This window comes from Luteibacter sp. 621, assembly GCF_050435445.1.
GTDB lineage: Bacteria > Pseudomonadota > Gammaproteobacteria > Xanthomonadales > Rhodanobacteraceae > Luteibacter.
The window spans coordinates 41,477-59,348 of record NZ_JBNDKI010000029.1 but is presented as its reverse complement, the minus strand read 5'-3'; the positions used below and the strand labels follow the sequence as shown (position 1 = coordinate 59,348).

The 17,872-nt window shown below is 65.1% G+C and carries 11 protein-coding genes; 4 read left to right on the top strand and 7 right to left on the bottom strand.

Going from position 1 to position 17,872, the window contains the following annotated elements; all coding sequences use genetic code 11:
• Positions 1 to 165: 165 nt before the first annotated feature.
• Positions 166 to 750 (bottom strand): GNAT family N-acetyltransferase, encoded by a 585-nt coding sequence (locus ABIE56_RS21595; protein WP_429245869.1) that lies wholly within the window; start codon positions 748 to 750, stop codon positions 166 to 168.
• A gap of 14 nt (positions 751 to 764) precedes the next feature.
• On the bottom strand, positions 765 to 971 hold the full coding sequence (locus ABIE56_RS21590; protein ID WP_429245868.1) for a YdcH family protein: 207 nt from the start codon (positions 969 to 971) through the stop codon (positions 765 to 767).
• A 102-nt stretch (positions 972 to 1,073) separates the two neighbouring features.
• On the opposite strand from ABIE56_RS21590, the gene ttcA reads away from it, so the two are divergent.
• The 4 genes from ttcA to ABIE56_RS21570 all read left to right on the top strand — a co-directional run bounded on the left by ttcA (position 1,074) and on the right by ABIE56_RS21570 (position 4,993).
• Positions 1,074 to 1,946, top strand: coding sequence for a tRNA 2-thiocytidine(32) synthetase TtcA (gene ttcA / locus ABIE56_RS21585; protein WP_429245867.1), 873 nt, complete (start codon positions 1,074 to 1,076; stop codon positions 1,944 to 1,946).
• A 35-nt stretch (positions 1,947 to 1,981) separates the two neighbouring features.
• Positions 1,982 to 3,169, top strand: coding sequence for an amino acid aminotransferase (locus tag ABIE56_RS21580; RefSeq protein WP_429245866.1), 1,188 nt, complete (start codon positions 1,982 to 1,984; stop codon positions 3,167 to 3,169).
• A 75-nt stretch (positions 3,170 to 3,244) separates the two neighbouring features.
• Positions 3,245 to 4,153 carry a recombination-associated protein RdgC gene (locus ABIE56_RS21575; RefSeq protein ID WP_247432161.1) on the top strand — a complete coding sequence of 303 codons (909 nt, stop codon included), beginning with the start codon at positions 3,245 to 3,247 and terminating at the stop codon, positions 4,151 to 4,153.
• Positions 4,154 to 4,225: 72 nt separating this feature from the next.
• Complete coding sequence (locus tag ABIE56_RS21570) at positions 4,226 to 4,993, top strand: M48 family metallopeptidase (protein WP_429245865.1); 768 nt, start codon at positions 4,226 to 4,228, stop codon at positions 4,991 to 4,993.
• Between the two features lie 195 nt (positions 4,994 to 5,188).
• Here the strand turns inward: ABIE56_RS21570 and ABIE56_RS21565 are convergent, their stop codons facing one another.
• The 5 genes from ABIE56_RS21565 to ABIE56_RS21545 form a co-directional block, all read right to left on the bottom strand.
• Positions 5,189 to 6,190, bottom strand: a complete 1,002-nt coding sequence (locus tag ABIE56_RS21565; RefSeq protein WP_429245864.1) for an alpha/beta fold hydrolase — start codon at positions 6,188 to 6,190, stop codon at positions 5,189 to 5,191.
• A 1-nt stretch (position 6,191) separates the two neighbouring features.
• On the bottom strand, positions 6,192 to 8,042 hold the full coding sequence (locus ABIE56_RS21560; RefSeq protein ID WP_429245863.1) for a M1 family metallopeptidase: 1,851 nt from the start codon (positions 8,040 to 8,042) through the stop codon (positions 6,192 to 6,194).
• 65 nt (positions 8,043 to 8,107) lie between these two features.
• A complete protein-coding gene (locus ABIE56_RS21555) occupies positions 8,108 to 11,023 on the bottom strand; it encodes a hypothetical protein (RefSeq protein WP_429245862.1) in 2,916 nt (971 codons plus the stop codon).
• 24 nt (positions 11,024 to 11,047) lie between these two features.
• On the bottom strand, positions 11,048 to 14,581 hold the full coding sequence (locus ABIE56_RS21550; RefSeq protein WP_429245861.1) for a hypothetical protein: 3,534 nt from the start codon (positions 14,579 to 14,581) through the stop codon (positions 11,048 to 11,050).
• 21 nt (positions 14,582 to 14,602) lie between these two features.
• Positions 14,603 to 17,824 (bottom strand): dermonecrotic toxin domain-containing protein, encoded by a 3,222-nt coding sequence (locus tag ABIE56_RS21545; protein ID WP_429245860.1) that lies wholly within the window; start codon positions 17,822 to 17,824, stop codon positions 14,603 to 14,605.
• Positions 17,825 to 17,872 lie beyond the last annotated feature (48 nt).

The following is a 17,872-nucleotide window of genomic DNA, read 5'->3' as shown; positions in this document are numbered from 1 at the left end:
TTTTTTGGTTCCAATTGTAAACCCCAACCCCCCGTTTTCAACCCCCAACCCCACCCCCCCCCCCCCCCCCCCGTGTGGTGGGGGGCGGGGGGGGGGGGGGCGGGGGCCCCCCCCCCCCCCCCCCCCCCCCCCCCCGCTCCTACAGGTCTGCGGTACTGCCGGACTTTAGGCGGTCAGGCGCTTCAGCCGCAGTTGCAGCCACTTGTCCACATCGGGCCACTCGGTGGCCAGGATGCTGTAGCAGACCGTATCGCGCAGCGAGCCGTCTTCGCGGCGCTTGTGGGCGCGGAGCACGCCTTCGCGTTTGGCGCCCAGCCGCTCAATGGCCTTCTGGGAATCCTGGTTGTAGGCATCGGTGTGGAATTCCACCGCCACCACGCCCAGGTTCTGGAACGCGTTATCCAGCAGCAGGTGCTTGCAGGCCGTATTCAGGTGGCTGCGCTGCCAGCGCCTGGCGTACCAGGTGTAGCCGATGGCCAGGCGGTACGGATCGGGGGTGATGTCGTAGTAGCGGCTGGTGCCCACGATATCGCCGCTGGCCTTCTCGACGACCACCCACGGCGTCATCCGGCCTTCGACCTGGCCGCGCAGGGCCTTTTCCACATAGGCGGTCATCAGGCCCGGTGCGGGCACGGTGGTGAACCACAGGTCCCAGAGGTTGCCGTCCGCCGCGGCCTGCTCCAGGGCGGGCACGTGGGACAGGGCCATGGGTTCCAGGGCCACCCAGGCGTTTTCCAGGCGATCGGCCATGCGAGGGGCTCCTTTCAGGCGTCCAGGTCAGGGATAAGGCGGCTTTCGATCCGCGCGATGGCGTCCTTCAGCTGCAATTTGCGCTTCTTCAGCCGGGTGAGCTGGAGCTCGTCGCGGCCTATGGACTGGGCCAGCTGGTCGATGGCGGCGTCGAGGTCCCGGTGCTCTACCTTGAGCTCCGCAAGGTGGTGGGACAGCTGGATCGGATCCTGAACCTGCATGGCGGCGGCCGGCGGCTTGGGGGAAGCCGCAAGTTTACCCCCCGGCGTGCCGCGCCGCAGCAGCTACAATAGGAGGCTCGTCCCCTCCGAAGTCCCCGCGACATGTCCGCCAACCCCGACGCCGCCCGCAAGCACACCTACGAAGCCGGCAAGCTGGCCAAGCGCCTGCGCCGCCAGGTCGGTCAGGCCATTGCCGATTTCGGCATGATCGAGGATGGCGACAAGGTCATGGTCTGCCTCTCCGGCGGCAAAGACTCCTACACCATGCTCGATATCCTGCTTTCACTGCAGGCGAAGGCACCGGTGCGGTTTGAGCTGATCGCGGTGAACCTGGACCAGAAGCAGCCGGATTTCCCCGAGCACGTGCTTCCGGCCTACCTCACCGAGCTGGGCGTACCGTTCCACATCATCGAGCAGGACACCTACAGCGTCGTCACCCGCGTCATCCCGCAGGGCAAGACCATGTGCAGCCTGTGCTCGCGCATGCGCCGTGGCGCGCTGTACCAGTGGGCAGCGGCAAACGGCGTGACCAAGATCGCGCTAGGCCATCACCGCGACGATATCCTCGGTACGTTCTTCCTGAACATGTTCTACCAGGGCAGCCTGAAGGCCATGCCGCCCAAGCTGCAATCCGATGATGGCAAGCATGTCGTGATCCGCCCGCTGGCGTATTGCCGCGAGGACGATATCGCGACCTATGCCGAGGCGAAGGCCTTCCCGATCATCCCCTGCAACTTGTGCGGTTCGCAGGAGAACATGCAGCGCAAGGTGGTCAAACGCATGCTCGCCGATTGGGAGAAATCCCATCCGGGTCGCAGCGAGACCATGTTCCGCGCGCTGGGCAACATTGCGCCCACACAGCTGATGGATCGCAACCTGTTCGATTTCGCGGGACTTGGCGCCCGCGAAGGCGCGGTACGCGCCGACACCCATGCATGGCTCGGCGGTAGCGATACCGCTGACGATAACGACTGACCCTTTCCCTTCCACCGTTTCAAGGCCTGACGATCATGACCCTGTTCTCCGCTGTCGAACTCGCCCCGCGCGATCCGATCCTTGGCCTTAACGAAGCCTTTGGCGCCGATACCCGCGCGGACAAAGTGAACCTGGGCGTGGGCGTGTACTACGACGCCAATGGCCACGTGCCGCTGCTGCGCGCCGTGCGTGAAGCTGAGAAAGCGCGCCTGGAAGCGCAGCTGCCGCGCGGTTACCTGCCCATCGATGGCATCGCCCTGTACGACAGCGCCGTGCAGAAGCTGCTGTTCGGCGCCGAATCGCCGCTGCTGGCCGATCGCCGCGTGGTCACCGCGCAGGCGCTTGGCGGCACGGGCGCACTGAAGGTCGGCGCCGATTTCCTCAAGCGCCTGAACCCGGATGTGCCGGTCGCGATCAGCAACCCCAGCTGGGAGAACCACCGCGCGCTGTTCGAATCGGCAGGCTTCAACGTCGTCGATTACCCCTACTACGATGCCGCCACGCACGGCGTGGATGTGGAAGGCATGCTGGCTGGCCTGGCGAAGCTGCCGAAGGGCTCGGTCGTGGTGCTGCACGCGTGCTGCCACAACCCGACGGGCGTGGACCTGGCCGAAGCCGACTGGAAGCGCGTGATCGAAGCCGTGCGCACGCATGGCCTCGTGCCCTTCCTCGATATCGCCTACCAGGGTTTTGGTGACGGCATCGAAGCCGACGCCGTGGCGGTGCGCCTGTTCGCGCAGGCCGATGTACCGTTCTTTGTTGCCAGCTCGTTCTCGAAGTCGTTCTCGCTGTACGGCGAGCGCGTCGGTGCACTGTCGATCGTCACCGGCTCGCACGACGAAGCCGTGCGCGTGCAGTCGCAGCTCAAGCGCGTCATCCGCACCAACTACTCGAACCCGCCGACCCATGGCGCGGCCGTCGTCTCAGCGGTGTTGAACCACGAGGCGCTTCGTGCGACGTGGGAAACCGAGCTAGGCGAAATGCGTGAGCGCATCCGCGCCATGCGTCGTGGCCTCGTGGAGCGCCTCGCCAAGGCAGGCGATTTCGGTTTCATTCAACAGCAGCGCGGCATGTTCTCCTACTCCGGGCTTAGCAGCGCACAGGTCGATCGCCTGCGCGAAGAGTTTGGTATCTATGCCGTGGGCACGGGCCGCATCTGCGTCGCCGCGCTGAACGACAAGAACATCGATCGCGTCGCCGACGCGATCGCGAAGGTCGTCTGAGTTATCCCACGTGTTATCGCCGGCGGGCGCATGGCGCCCGCCACGGCTCATCCTTTGCATGAGAATCACCGATAGATGTTCTTTCGCAACCTGACGCTTTTTCGTTTTTCCGAATCCGTCGCTACCGATCTTGACCGCCTGGACGAAGCGTTGCCCGAGCATCGCCTGCGCCCGGTCGGGCCCATGGAGCTTTCCGCCCGCGGTTTCGTCTCGCCGCTGGGCCGCAACGAGGAGGGCCTCACCCACAACGTGGCCCGCAACACCATGGTCACCGTGGGCAGCGAAGATAAGCTCCTCCCGTCGTCGGTCATCAATGACGAGGTGGCCAACCGCGTGCAGAAGATCGCCGAGGAAGAAGGCCGCAAGGTGGGTGGACGCGAGCGCAAGAAGATCAAGGACGACGTGATGAACGAACTCGTCCCGCGCGCATTCGTGCGTAGCTCGCGCATGAAGGCCTACGCTGATAAGAAAAACGGCTGGTTCGTGCTGGATACCTCCAGTCGCAAATCCGCTGAGAACACCCTTAGCCAGGTGCGTGAGGCGCTGGGCAGCTTTCCGGCGGTGCCGCTGGCGCCCGAGGAATCGCCCCGGATCCTCATGACCCATTGGGTGGCCACGGGCGAACTTCCGGGTGGCCTGGCCCTGGGTGACGAGTGCGAGCTGCGTGATCCGGCCACGGCCTCGGGCGCCATTGCCCGTTGCCGCCGCCAGGATCTCGATACGGATGAGATTCGCGAGCACCTGCGCACCGGGAAACAGGTGTTCCAGCTTGGTTTGGTGTTCGATGACCGCATCTCTTTCGTGCTTGGCGAAGACCTGATCCTGCGTAAAATCAAGTTCACGGACGTGGTGCTGGATGAACAGGCGGATAGCCACGAGAATGCCGCCGCCGAAATGGACGCCACCTTCGCCCTGATGGCGCTGGAATACGAGCGCCTGCTGGGCAAGCTCGAAGAGTGGTTCAAGCTGCCGCGCCCGGAGTGATCCGCCGGGCCGGTCGCATCGGTTGATACCGCGGGATGGGATGTTTGTCGGGATCGGTTCGGGACTGGCAACATGACATTGGAACAAGGCGACTGGCTGGAACTCTCCACCCCGACCGGGGGCACCATCCGCGTGCTCAAGTCGGCGCATCCGCGCGCGCGCCGGCTTCGCCTGACGGTGACACCGAAGGGCGCACGCCTGACCTATCCCAACGGTACGCATGTGGCGCAGATGACGGCCTTCCTGCGCCACCACGCCGATTGGCTGGAACAGAAGCTCGGCGAATTCCACATGGATGCCGAGCCGCTGCCCGCGCTGCGCGTGGGTGTGCCAACCACGTTCCCGTTTCGGGGCGAAGAGATTACGCTTGATTGGGCAGAAGGCCCGTATCCGCGCGTGCAGCATGACGAGGGCAGCATCACGCTGATCATCCCCGGCCCACATCATCGTGAGCTGCTGGTGGCACGTGGCCTGCTTGCCACGTTCTTCGAGGCGCAGATTCGCCGCGATGTGTCGCGCTGGTTGCCGGGCTACATTCCGCAGATCAACGCGGCGCCTACGGCCTTGCGCATCCGGCCGCTAAAGAGTTTGTGGGGCAGCCTGGACACGCGCGATCGCATCAACCTGGATCTCGCGCTGGCGCTCGCGCCGCCGGCCGCGTTGCGCTATGTGTTGGTGCATGAGCTCTGCCACCTTAAGGTGCGCAACCATTCGCCGAAGTTCTGGCATTGGGTGGAGAGCATCCTGCCGGAGCATAAGGAGCAGCGTACGTGGCTGCGTGCGCACGGCAGTGCGCTGAAGGCGCAACTGGATCGGCTTATTGCTGATGTAGCGGATTGAGGGTAGCTGTCGCTTCTTCGCTTCGTCGGCTTATCGCGCGCAAGCGCGCCCCTACAAGTTCACAGCGTCCGTGGCCGTCACAGCGTCAGTGGTCGTCACAGCGTCAGTGGCCGTCACAGCGTCCGTGACCGTCACGGCAGAATTGTAGGAGCGCGCTTGCGCGCGAAAAACCAACAGGGCGGTGATGCCGCCTGCTTAATGCGCCAGCGCAAACCCGGTAATGATCCGCGCCGTTTCTTCCGGCTTCTCCAGCATCGGCATGTGATTGCAACCGTTCATCACGGTCGCGCCGATCGAGGGGGAGCTCTTCAGGCCATCGCGCAGCGTATCCAGCGCCGATACATCGATGATCTTGTCATCGTGGCACCAGATGCCGAGCACCGGCATTTGCAGCTTGCCGATCACCGGATCCAGTGCGTACGCCTGCTCGGGCTGCTTGAGCTCGGCGAACGTACGCTCGATGAACGCGCGATCCTTTTCGTTGCGATTGATCAGTGCATCTTCAATACGGCCAGGCAGGTGCGGCGGCTTGATGAAGATGCGTGCCAGCAAGGCTTCCAGCTGCTCGCGATCGCTATAGATGAACGGGTTCTTGCCGGCTTTCACGTCGCGGACGAAATCGTTGTCCTTGAACGTCAGGCCCAGCGAGCTCATCAGGCCGAGTGCGGCGACGCGCTCCGGGTGGTCGGCGGCATACACACCGGCGATCGCGCCGCCCATGGACTGGCCGACCAGCAGGAAATGCTGCAGGCCGGTGGCCTTGGCGAAATCCTCCAGCCGCGCGGCCTGAGCCGGGATGCCGTAATCGCCATTATCGTTGCGCGAGGACTCACCCCAGCCGGGCAGATCGGGAATCACGACGTGGAAATGGTCGGTGAGGCCCTTGGCCATCTCCAGCCAGGTTTCCTTGTTGGCCGCGAATCCGTGCAACAGCACGATCGTCGGGCCCTGGCCGCCTTCGTAATACGACCACGTGGTATCGCCGGCAACGACGGTTTGTTTATCGACATGAGCCTGCATGGCCATGCGCGCCGCATCTGCCCTTACAAGCAGTTGCGGCGCGACAAAGTAGACCAGGCCCGCACCGACACCGAGCACCACGGCCACCACCACGAGGAACTTCAGCCGGCGCAGCAGCAGGCGCTGCCACAGCGGGCGGGCGGTAGTGGCATTCACGGGAGCAGGGGACTTAGCCATATCACTTCTTCTTCGACTTGCCGGCGAGGATGCCTTCCACCGCCTGCTGGGTCATCGGATGGTAGCCAGCCTTCGCCTTCGCATAGGTTTCCTTCGCGAACGCCAGGCCTTCCGGCGTGCGCGCGAAGGCCTTGTACACCGGGGTGGTGAGGTACAGGCGGCCGATACGGGTCATGTGCTCGGCGGCCGCCGTCCACACATCCTTGTCGCCGGCGGCGATGGCGTGCGCGTACCAGCGCATGCCGATTTCCGCATTCGGCGTACCGGTGAGGTGCCAGGCGCTATCAAGGGCCTTCATCTTGTCCAGCGGCGGCACATCCGGCATGCGATCCAGGAAGTACATCCACTCCTGGGTGTTCCATGTCTTTGCATCGAGCTTCGTGGCATCAAGCTTGCCGGCGAGGAATTCGCCGCGCTGCTTGTCGATGCTGTCGAAGCGTGCCGACGTCGGCAGCGGCGCATCCTTCGGGATGCCCGGCTGCCAGATCCATGCGCGTGCTTCCGCCTCGGTCATCTTGCCCGGGTACTTATCGAGCAGGTTGGCCTTGAGGTAGACGAACATCGTGTCGGTATCGATGCTCTGGAACGCGAAGTGGGCAAAGTAGCCCTTGAGGTACGCATCGAACGTTTCGCGGCCGAAGCGCTGCTCCAGCGTGCGCAAGAACCACGATCCCTTGTCATAGGCCACCGACGAGAGCGAATCATCCGCGCCCACGCCACGCGCATCCGGGGTCAGCTTCTGCGTGTTCGCCGGCATGTCGCCGATCGTCTTCTGCAGCTCGCGCGCCGAGAGGAGGGCTTCTTCGTCCGCCAGCGACTTGCCGTACACGGCCTCGGTGATGCGGCCCTGCACGTAGGTGGTGAAGCCTTCGTTGAGCCAGATATCGCGCCAGGCGGCACTGGTCACCAGGTTGCCCGACCAGGAGTGAGCGAGCTCATGCGACACCAGCGAGACCAGGCTCTTGTCGCCGACCAGCACGGTGGGCGTCGCGAACGTCATGTTCGGGTTTTCCATACCGCCGAATGGGAACGAAGGCGGCAGCACAAGGATGTCGTAACGACCCCAGGCATACGGGCCATACAGCTGCTCGGTCGTAGCGATGAGCTTCTCGGTGTCTTCGAACTCGTGCGCGGCCTTGCCAACGACGCTCGGTTCCGCATACACGGCGCTTCGCGGGCCGGTTTCCTTTACCGCGATATCGCCGGCGGCGATCGCCAGCAGGTACGACGGGATCGGGTGCGGCTGGTCAAACGTGAAATCGCCATCGAGCGGGTGCTTCGCATCGTTGATCGCGCTCATCACCACGCGCACATCCTTCGGCGCGGTCACGTGCGCATCGTAGGTGAAGCGAATGGCGGGCGAATCCTGTAGCGGCACCCACGAACGGGCGTGGATGGATTCGGATTGCGAGAACATGAAGGGCTGCTTCTTGTCCGCGGTCTGCTCCGGTGTAAGCCACTGCAGGCCCGAGGCCTCGGGCACCGTGGTGTACGTGATGCGAACGCTGCCCGGGTGGGCCGGCGCCTGGATGGTGAGCTTGGAGCCCAGCTCCTTGTCACGCGGGGCGAGTGCGAACTTCAGCGGCGAGGCCTTGCCGCCGGCGTCCACGGCATCGACGCTGGCGATTTTCAGGTCGCGGGTATCGAGCACGAGATCGTTGCTCTTGCCGGCCTTCCAGTCGAGCTTGAGCGTGGCGTTACCGGCCAGTTCGCGCTTCGCGAAATCAACCTTCAGGTCGAGGTCTAGGTGGGTGACCTTGACCACGTCCGGTTGGGCGTAGGAATGCGGATCGGCCGCGAAGGCCACGACGGGGAAGGCCATGGTCAGGGCCGCGAAAGGAAGCAGGCGCATGAAGCGATTTCCGTGGGAGGGAAGCCCCCAGTATGCCACTGCTGGCCCCGGGGGCTTCCCCGGCCTTATGGCACGGCTGGCTGGCCCACGGTGAACTGGCCTGGGCGCAGAACCAGAAAGGTCCCTCCCTCTCCGGCTGATCGCAGGAGGTAGCGGGGGTCCGCAGTGGTGTCGTCAACGAACACATGCACCGCGGGGCCCCGGCCCGCGGTGCCGCGCAGGCGCTCCAGGTGGACGTGTACCCAGCGCGGCGGCGCCACACCCAGCCGCGCCTGTCGAAGGGCCGGGTCAAGCGGCGACGCAACGAGGCCCGAGATGCCCGAGCCACGCACGCGCACGACGGGCAGGTAAACCGTGGGGTGATCCAGCGCGCCGACAAACCCGGGTGGGTAGTACCAGACGGAGTCCGGCCATTGTTCGGGGGGGAGCAGTCGCCACGGTGGCCGTACGATCAGGGGTGGCGCCACGCGGGGCGGAGGTGCCACCCGCGGTGCGCGGCGCGCCGCTTCCAGCGCATCGTTCCACGCGTTCCAGCGGGTGGGTCCCACGGGTAAGGCCAGTCCGTCTGCCATCAATACGTCAATATGCAGGTCATCCGCGGCCTGCCCACCGAGACGTTGCCTGAGTGTTCGCAGGAACTGGCCACGCTGGTTGGCCGTCAGCCCGGCCAGATCCGCCTCGGCCACGTTACGGACGGTGGGCCCCCGGCCAGGAGATGGTAACTCAAGGGTGCGTCGCCCCCCTCGCAACCCCACATCGGTACGAAGCCGCCAGCCATCGGGCGCCCAGCGGATGGCTGGCCCGGTATACACGCTATCCGCGGCGCCCTGCCGGGCCAGCCGCCACGTGGCATTGGTGGCATCAAAGCGCACCTCGTAAGGCACTCCCGACGAGACGATGTATCGGCGGTTTCCGACGCTGTGCACGCCGCGGACATCGGGGCGCACACCCAAAAGGTTCGCGTTTGCCGCGGTGTAGCGCGTATCAAGGCGGGCGGGCGGCCGCGCCAACGGCTCGGCCATGCCCAGCGTGGATGCATGGCCGGAACGCCGCAGATAGAACATGGGGCGTACCATCCCGTGTGCTACTGGCGCCAGGTCCAGCAGGTTTACGTAGGCTTCCGTGGCATCGACGAAGGCCCGGGCATAATCCCCTGCGCGCAGCGCATCCTCCACGCGCCACAGGGCGCGCATGCCACGGCCAACACCCTCGAATACTTCCCTTACGATGCGCGGTCCCGGAGACAGGGCGTCGTTGATAACGCCGGCGAACCATCGCGTACGGGCTGCCTGGTGCTCGCGCAGGCTTCCTGCCAGTTCAGACATATCAAGCACCATGCGCGAGACGACGGACGCATAAGTAGCCTCGAATGCATTGCCCCGGACCTCCCGCTCACCGAACGCCTCAGCAGTCGCGGTAAATGTTCGGCCGTCTGAATTGCCAACGATCCAACTCGTGCGTCGACTCCGCTCGGGGATCGAAAAATGCCGAGCTCCATGGATATCAGTGGTGGCGTGCGACGCGGGCAAACGATCAAGTAGCCACGATTCAAAACGAGGGTTATACAAAAACTCGCGCGCGGCTGCGGCCGCATCTTCGAACTCACGGACGCTACGGCCATCGGGCGCATCTGGCGTGTACAGAACCACGCGCGCTGCGCTACCTCGATTTCGTGCGCCAACTGCCAGCAGGTCGCCAACGACCGCGCCGCGATACGTGAACTGATGCACGACGATGTCGTGTCCCTCGATCGTTTGTCTTTCCGCCGCGGCGGGCGCATCGAGCACGGCGCGCATCCATCGGAAGCCACGTTCGTTATGGTCGTCAAGGAAGCCGGACGGATCGTTAGCAAGGTAATAGTCAAGCCGGGCATCGGCAACGGCAAGGGCCATGCGTGCGCGCATGAGGCGTGCGGCGACATGGCGCCGCACGCGCCCTTGCTGGCGTGAATCGAAGGCTCTTAGCAAGCTGTCACGGTACGCAAGCACCGCGTCAGCGTCGTTCATGTTATCGGGCGGCATGATGGCATCGGCCACACCGTTCGCTTCGAGCTCTCGGAGGCCTTCGACGCTTTCCGTACGGACCTCGCTGGCGGCACGTAACCAATAATCACGTACAGGCGCAGGGACGCCGGCGAGTCTAGACGAAAGGTGCGCGGCCAGCAGACGCCGCTGCCGGTCCATATGCATCGCCTCGATATCCAGTTTGCCATGCAGGTCGAGCGCGGCACGCACTGCATCGGCCACACTGGCGGGCGTGTCGCCCCGTGCGAGCCCATCCCATGCATCGCTGACCTGCGCACGCTGCATCAATGCAATACGCCGCGCCATGCCCGCGAAGATATCGGTCCCGGCGGGTTGCGAGTCGACGAATGACGCCGCCCTCACCATGCGATCCACCTCCGCGACACGCAGCCCCGGCAGCGTGTCGCGGAGCAAAAGTTCGTGCCGTGTACGGTCTTCCAGTTCCTCGTGCAGGCTCTCAAGTGATTCGTAGCGTTCCCAGCCGCGATCCGGCATGAACAGAAGTGCCGGGCCATTTGCCTGGGTGTCCGCGAGGATCAGGGCGCCCGGGTAGGGCTCGCCACTGAACAATACATCGCGCAGCAGCGTACCCGGCGGTGCCACATGCCCCTGCATTCGCACTACGGCGGTGATCTTTTCGACATCCTCGTGTCCAAGGGTGCCGTCAAGTCCGCGTAGCATCGCATCGTCGCGCATCGTCGTGGCGATACGCGTGGCGATGGCCTGCTCCAGGGAGCTGGAGCCAGTACCATCGACGCGCTCCAACCACCACGAATCCACCTGGGCAGTGAACGCGTGAAGGTCCTGGGTAGAAAGCTGGTCGGGTACCAGCGGGGCACGCGCCTGCATGGCCGCGATCCACGCGCGGGTCTGCTCCAGGCGATGGATGACATCGGCGGCATTCTCCGCCAGAGGTTGTGACTGCGCCGGTGGTGTTTGTGGGGGGTAAGTATCCATTGGCTCTCCTTGCCACTGGTGTGTTCAGGGTTGCTGCGCGGATGTGCGCGTGTACGCGACCGGCAAGCGAAGGTCGTTTCCCCACGTGTGCAGTGTGTAGGCGTACTCGCCGTCAGGTAGCAAGCGGCGAGCGAGCGCATGATTGGGCCGGCGGAATGCATCGACCATGTAGCGGGTATCGACCTGCACCCAGTGGGCGAGCGGGTCGCGCCCCGCCAGTCGGTGTGCTGGTGTTACGCCCAGCACTTCATCCAGCCGGGCCGCCGGCGTGCCGGGAGGCAACGTCGTCGCCTGGAAATTGTGCGCGGCGTGCAATGAGCCATCGTTACCGCCGCGCACGACCAGCTCGTTGCCCTCGCGCCCCATGCGGCGAACTGGCGGATGATCGACATAAATCCACAACTGCCGCGGCCACTCATCGGGCTCAAGCACCTCGGCCTCGCCGCGCAAGGCGGCGTTATACGTGCGGGGTGCAGCACCGGGCACGGTATCGGCCGCGTCACCATGGGCACGTGCCGCCGCTACGGCTTCATCCCACCGCCTGTGCTGGTCAGGCGAGAGGGCATCGGCAGCGGCTGTTGGCGTATCGCGACTTGAAGATATCGCAGGATCCTGACCGTCATCGCCACGCCAGCGATGGTGGTCCGCAGATGGCAATCGATGGCCATCACGTGCCCACCCACGTTCGGCCAGGACCTGCCCGCGTTCGGTGGTTTCGGGGAAACGTGCTTCCAGTTCATGCATGAACTGCCGGCGTTGCGCGGCGCTGAGTGCGCGAAGATCCGCCGCAACCCCGTCCTCATAGAGGATGGCGCTGCGCGAGGGCATCTCCAGGCGCACATGTAACGAGTCGTTGCTCCCGCGGCGAGTGAGCAGGTTCGCCCCCGGGTTATCGCGCAACACGGCTTCGAATTCAGCGCGTCGCGGTTCAAGTTCGGCGGGAAGGCGCACCGCCAGTGGCGGCTCTAGTGGGCCCGCGGCCGGGCCAGGCGGGTTGGCGGCACCTTGCACCTGTGGCGCGCCGCCTGCCTCGTCGCCCAGATGCAACAGGCGCCGGAAACGATCGCGCAAGCGGCGGCCGGCACCGCCGGCGAGCCCTACGTTGTTGTATACCCACAGGCCAGCATCACCGTGCCTGATCGCCGGTCCCCATGCCACGGCACTACCATTCTGGGGTTGCAGCCGCCAGGTATCGAATGCCTCGTCATAGCGAACCGGATATACCTTGCCGTCCTGACGGATGTAGCGGCGCCCCGCCACGGTATAGACGTCGTTCGCATCCGGCACGCCGCGCAACACCACGCCGGATGCCTCGAAGCGAGATTCGAACGTCTGCGCCGGCATGGCAAGTTCAAAGGTAGCGCGTCGCGGTGGCTTGCCCATGGAGGGGCGGATCAATGGCGCGCGAGCTTTTCCAGCCAGCCACGGAGGCGTGACGATATCGAGGGCGCTGGTGTATGCCTCCGTGAACGCGAGGTAGGCTTCGATGTGATCACCGGCCTTCACGTTTTCGTAGAAGCGATCCAGCGCCTGGCGTGCTCGCATCGGCGCGCGCAGCGTTTCCCAGGCGGCATCCGCCAGGAGCCCGCCGAGCGGGTGGGTGGCGACAGCATTGAACGCCCAGCGGCGCGCATCTCGCTGGAGCGAATGTGCATCGTGGACTCGTTGATCTACCTTGGCATCATAGCCGGCGGCAATGAAGTCGCCACGCAGGTCACGCTCTTCGAAAGGTTCGGCGGTTTGCGTGTACGGATCCGTGCTTGCGCTGCCAAGCACCCAATGGGCCAGGCGGTCACCGGCGAAGCGACGTGTCACGCCGTTTGCATCATGCTCCGCGAAGGCGGCCGGCAGGCGATCAAGCAAGTACTCACGGAACGCGGGTGCATAAAGGAATTCGCGAGCCGCAGCCTGTCGGTCATCGAATTCCCGGAATGCCCGCCCATCGGGTGCATCCGGGGTATAGAGAACAACCGTCGGTACGCTGAGTGGCTGGCGAACACCGAACAGGAAGACATCGCGAACGGGTATTCCTTTGTAGGTGAGCTGCCTTACCACGATCTCGTGGTTTTCCACTTTCGCGGGTTGGGTGCCGCTCCGCGCGTCGAGCGCGGCGCTTACCCAACGGAAGCCGCGTTCCGCGTGGTCGTCGCGGAATGTGCGAGGCTCGCCAGCGAGGTAATACGAGAGCCTGGCCTCGGCAGCGTCCGCCCGCATCCGCGCGGCGTCCACTTCGACATCGATGGCTTTCGCCAGGCTGCCGCGCGGCTTATCCCGCAGGCTTTCCTCAAGATGCTTACGGTAGCGGTCGGGTACGTTCGCTTCGCGTATCAGCGTCGTGATCGAGGTGGTGGAAAGCGGCGTCGATACCGCTTCGCCGTCACTGCGCGACATGCGTAGCCGAACAGGATCGACCGCCGTCAGGCCGCGCCATGCAAGCTCGCGTAGTGTCTGGCGTATCGTGGTCTCACCGCCGACAAGCTCTTTCAGGTGCTCGTAGGAGCCTGGTGTGGTGTCGTGGGTGATCTCGACGACCAGATCGGCCGGGGTGTCTTTCACATCCAGCGCGTGCAACCGCGTTGAAAGCTCGCGATCGGTGAAAGTGCTCACGGATTCGATACCGGCCGCGCCGACGGCCGTACGTAGCGCGGCAGCATCCAGGGTCAGGCGAGCGTAATGATCCCAGGCATCGCGCCACCCGCGAGCGACGGCGGGGGGGGCGCGATCGAGCCGCTCCGCCTGCGCCAGGTGGTGAAGCCGACTCTCTCGGGCCTGCAGGATCTGCGGCACGCCAATGCGCTGGGCGAGGTCAAGGTACGCCTGGGCGCGGTCGGCGAAGCGCGATAGGGCCTCCGGGAGGTCCGCGTCCAGCGTGTAATCATCCCAGGCTTGCGACAGCTGCTCCCGCTGCACTGCGAGCACGCGTTCGGCCAGCGCTGTGAAGGTGTCGGCGTCCACTCTCCTCAGGCCCACCGCATCGTTTTGGCGCGCCTGGACAAACTCATCCGGCGGCAAACCATACACGGCATCCGCGCTGATGGCCTGCTCAAAGAATCGGCGTCGCGTGTCCTCGGTCAACACGTCCAGCGACGGGTATGTCTCCCATCCGAGGCCCGGAAGAAAGAGCAGGTAATGGCCCGGCGTGTCATCGGCATGCGCCACAAGTGCCGCGCCGAGCGCGTGGTCGCCAAGCATCACTTCGTACCGATGCACGTCGGGAGCCGCCGTCGTGCCCGCCCTTTCCGTCGCTCGCCGGGCGACGCTGGCATCTGCCGGGTCGAGCGTCCCGTCGACGGCTCTCAGTGCGGCCTCGTCGCGCATGACATCGGCAATGGCCTGGCCAAGCTCGGCCTTGCGACCGGACCAGAAATGGTCGGTTTCGGCCATGAAGGCATTCAGCGAGCCAGGGACCTCACCGGGTTGGCGGGGCGCAAGCGCACGCCATTCGACCAGCTTGTTATGGGTGGATGCCAGGCGGCGCAATGCACCGCCAGCAATATCCGCTTCGCGCGTGACACCGTGCTGGCCCGTGGCCGGCATGTCGGGGGGAAGCATATCCATGCGTTGTGCTCCTTCAGAAAATTACCGGGGTTCACGGCCGAGCGGCACGGCTTGCTGATTGGTGCCAAGGCGCAGGAAGTTCTCTCCCGCGAGTGGGCGCAGGTAGTAGCGCGTCCCGGTCGCGCCTTCGATGGCGATGAGTTCCGCGCTCGGGCCACTTATCCCGTTCGCGAGCAAGCCGCGTGGCTGGATGCGTACGCCGAACGTCGACCACCGCGCGAGGCTGCGATTGCCCATGGCGGCACGGATATCGCTGATCGGCGCATTTGGCCGTACGGTGGTGACCGGTATGGCGACCAGATCCTGGCCCAACCGCTCGCCGTGCAGGTGCGCCCAGTCCGTGTTGTAGCCACCGAGGCCCAGTTGGCGCTGGAACGCGCTCGTGCCGTACGGCAGGCTGCCGTAGTAGTACAGTTCATCGGGCACGAGCGAAGGCTGGATCCGGCGAAATGGCGGTGAAAGTACCGGTAGAGGCGGCACCACTGGGCGTGCCACCACCAGGCTTTCGGCAACGGTCTGCGGCGGCCCCGCCCAATGCGTGCGCCAGTCAGCGTAACCCTGGGCGGACATGGCGTTTGACCTAGCCTCGATCCAGCGTGCCCGCTGGATCAGGTTGATCTGTGCGTTGGACGGCACGCCAAGGGTCTCGGCTTCCATCGTGCGGGTCACAAGTTCGCGTTCAAAAGGGTCCGGGAACGCGCGTTCGACGGCGTCCACGTAGTGGCTGAACCAGTCGTCCGCCGTGGAATGTCGCCATGAGGTGCTGCGAACGGCTCTTCCCGAGCCCCCGCGCAGGCCGATGACGTTGTAGGCCCACGCGGCGGACTCAGTGCGCTGGATGGCGGGGCCCCACGAAAGGTCGTTACCTCCGTGCGGCTTCAGGCGCCACGTGTCGAAGGTGGTATCGCGCCGTACGGCGTAAAGCTTTCCGTTCTGCTCGATATAGCGCTGGCCTTCGATCACGAAAAAGCCATCGGCATCGGGCGTGCCGCGGCGAACGACGCCTGCCGCTTCGTAGCGCGGCTCGAAGGTTGTTGTATGCACTTTTGCCGGCGCGCCACTAACCAGTCGTGCGCCTTGGCGAAAGTTGGCGGCAACAACGGCACGCGCTGAGCCACCGATCACGCCTGGTGCGGCGGCGCCGAGGGAGGCGACGTAGAAATCAGTGAAATCGAGGTAGGCCTGGGTGGTATCGCCGGACTTGATGCTGTCGTACAGGCGCCATGACGCCTGGGCAGCATGCATCGGCGCATTGGCAAGCCCTTTCACCGCACTCGCAACGAGGTTATTCAGCAACAGCCGGCGCGGCCAGTCGATAAGCCACGCCCAGTTGGCATCGCTTGCACTTCGGCTGAAGGCAACGACGTCGCGAAGTGCAAGTTGAACGCCGGTCTCATAACTCGCATCGAGAAAGTTGCCGTCGACACGGCGCTCGTCGAACGGTTCGGCGGTCCATGTGTAGTCAGCGCCGCCTTCGCTACCGAACACCCAGTGCGCAACACGGCCGCCTGCGAACTGGCGTTCGCTACGTCCTGGTGTTGCCGTCGCGTAATCCACGGGCAGGCGGTCCAGCAGGTATTCGCGGAACGCTGGCTGGTAGATGAAGCGGCGCGCGGCGTCGGCTCGGTCGTCGAACTCGCGGAACGTGATGCCATCGGGTGCGTCGGGCGTGTAATAGACCACTGTGGGCACGGCGCCTGATTGCCTCACGGTAAACACCAGGATGTCCTTCAACGGGGTGCCACGGTAGGTAAGCTGGCTCACGACCACGTCGTGCCCATCGATCTTGCGTCGCTCAACCGTGCCCGGCGAATCGAGGGCGGCCTTGACCCAATGAAACCCGCGTTCGGCGTGATCGTCGCGGAATGAGCGGGGCTCGTTGCGCAGGTAGTACGACAGCCGCGCATCGGCCGCCTGCAGGTGGATACGGGCAGCGAGGGCTACCATCGCGGCTTCCTTTCGGGCTGCCGCACCTTCTCCATCGCGATATACCGTGGTGAGGTACGTCTGGTACCCGGTGGCGAGGTCAAGCTCGCGTACGAGCGAGCGAAGCGCGCTGTCATCCAGTGCGGCGATCGGGGCACCCTCCCCATCGAATGCTGACAGATGTACCGGATCGAAAGCGGCGACGTTCTGGTACGCAAGGTCGAGCAGTGCGATGCGCGCAGGAGCGGTGCCCTCGAAAAGGGTCTGGAGTGACTGCGCGCGTGCCGCGGCATCGCGGTTGTAGTCGAGCTGAACGTGGATGTCGGCGGGGTCCAGGGTTACGCCAAGCGTGGTCAGGCGGGCCGCCACGGCATCTGACGCATAGTTCGCGAGCGACTTCACGGGCACGTCGTGCGGCGCGAAAGCATCCAGCGCCGTCGCATACGCATCGGCCGCAGCGCGCCAGCCGGTGGCAACATGATCCGGCACACCAGCCAGGCGTTCCTCGCTAAGGGTTTCGACCAGCCTGGCGTGCCGCGTGGACAGCAGGCTGGCCATATCGAGCGCGGGAATCGTGGCGAGGAGGCTGGTGAGCGTATCGGCGAGCACCGTGTCGCGCTCAGCCCGGTCCTCCGCGACGGCCCAGCCGAGCCACGCTTCCTCAAGCTTTTCGCGGTGCACGGCGATCGCACGATCGACGTATCCGGCGAGTGCATCGCCTGCGGTCAGGCGTGAAGAGATACCTTCCGTGCCGACATTGCCCAGGGCGCGGCGCCCTGTGCCGGGCAAAGAGCCGCCTTCGCCCAGGTGGCGGCGGATGCGATGCTCCACCGCAGCGTGCAGCGCATCCAGATCCGGGAAGGCCTCCCAGCCCCTGTCAGCCGTAAAGAGCAGCGCGGCGCCGTCCGGGCTGCCGTCGGTGACCGCCAGGGCGCCGGCGAGCACGACGGGGCCGAACAGCAGCTCGCGTATGACCGGGCCGGAAGGCTCGGCGGTGTCGGGCCGCGCGATGGCTGCTCGCGCCATGGCCACGCTGCCTGTGGCGAGCGTGCGGTCGTCCTGGCCCAACTGCGCGAGATCGCGCATGGCGTCGGCGACGCGGACGGCGAGTTCGGCACGACGCGGCGGATTCCAGAACCGGTCGAAAGCCGCCAGGAAGGCTTCGCGTCGTTCACGGTCCGGCGCTTCGGGTGCAACCGGCAGGGTAGCGGCTTGTGCGGCCAGCCAGTCACTCGTGGCGGTGAGCCGGCCGTATGCGGCTGCGGCCGCCGCGTGGGCAGGTACTTCGATGGCAGGCGGCGCCTGCGGCGGGGTCATGTCCATGACAGTCCTTTGCGTGGGAAATCCTTCCGCAAAAGTGTATGG

Bases quoted from the DNA above. Each gene is read 5' to 3' on its own strand.
- ABIE56_RS21595 (WP_429245869.1), bottom strand. From the start codon at position 750: ATGGCCGATCGCCTGGAAAACGCCTGGGTGGCCCTGGAACCCATGGCC.
- ABIE56_RS21590 (WP_429245868.1), bottom strand. From the start codon at position 971: ATGCAGGTTCAGGATCCGATCCAGCTGTCCCACCACCTTGCGGAGCTC.
- ttcA (WP_429245867.1), top strand. From the start codon at position 1,074: ATGTCCGCCAACCCCGACGCCGCCCGCAAGCACACCTACGAAGCCGGC.
- ABIE56_RS21580 (WP_429245866.1), top strand. From the start codon at position 1,982: ATGACCCTGTTCTCCGCTGTCGAACTCGCCCCGCGCGATCCGATCCTT.
- ABIE56_RS21575 (WP_247432161.1), top strand. From the start codon at position 3,245: ATGTTCTTTCGCAACCTGACGCTTTTTCGTTTTTCCGAATCCGTCGCT.
- ABIE56_RS21570 (WP_429245865.1), top strand. From the start codon at position 4,226: ATGACATTGGAACAAGGCGACTGGCTGGAACTCTCCACCCCGACCGGG.
- ABIE56_RS21565 (WP_429245864.1), bottom strand. From the start codon at position 6,190: ATGGCTAAGTCCCCTGCTCCCGTGAATGCCACTACCGCCCGCCCGCTG.
- ABIE56_RS21560 (WP_429245863.1), bottom strand. From the start codon at position 8,042: ATGCGCCTGCTTCCTTTCGCGGCCCTGACCATGGCCTTCCCCGTCGTG.
- ABIE56_RS21555 (WP_429245862.1), bottom strand. From the start codon at position 11,023: ATGGATACTTACCCCCCACAAACACCACCGGCGCAGTCACAACCTCTG.
- ABIE56_RS21550 (WP_429245861.1), bottom strand. From the start codon at position 14,581: ATGGATATGCTTCCCCCCGACATGCCGGCCACGGGCCAGCACGGTGTC.
- ABIE56_RS21545 (WP_429245860.1), bottom strand. From the start codon at position 17,824: ATGACCCCGCCGCAGGCGCCGCCTGCCATCGAAGTACCTGCCCACGCG.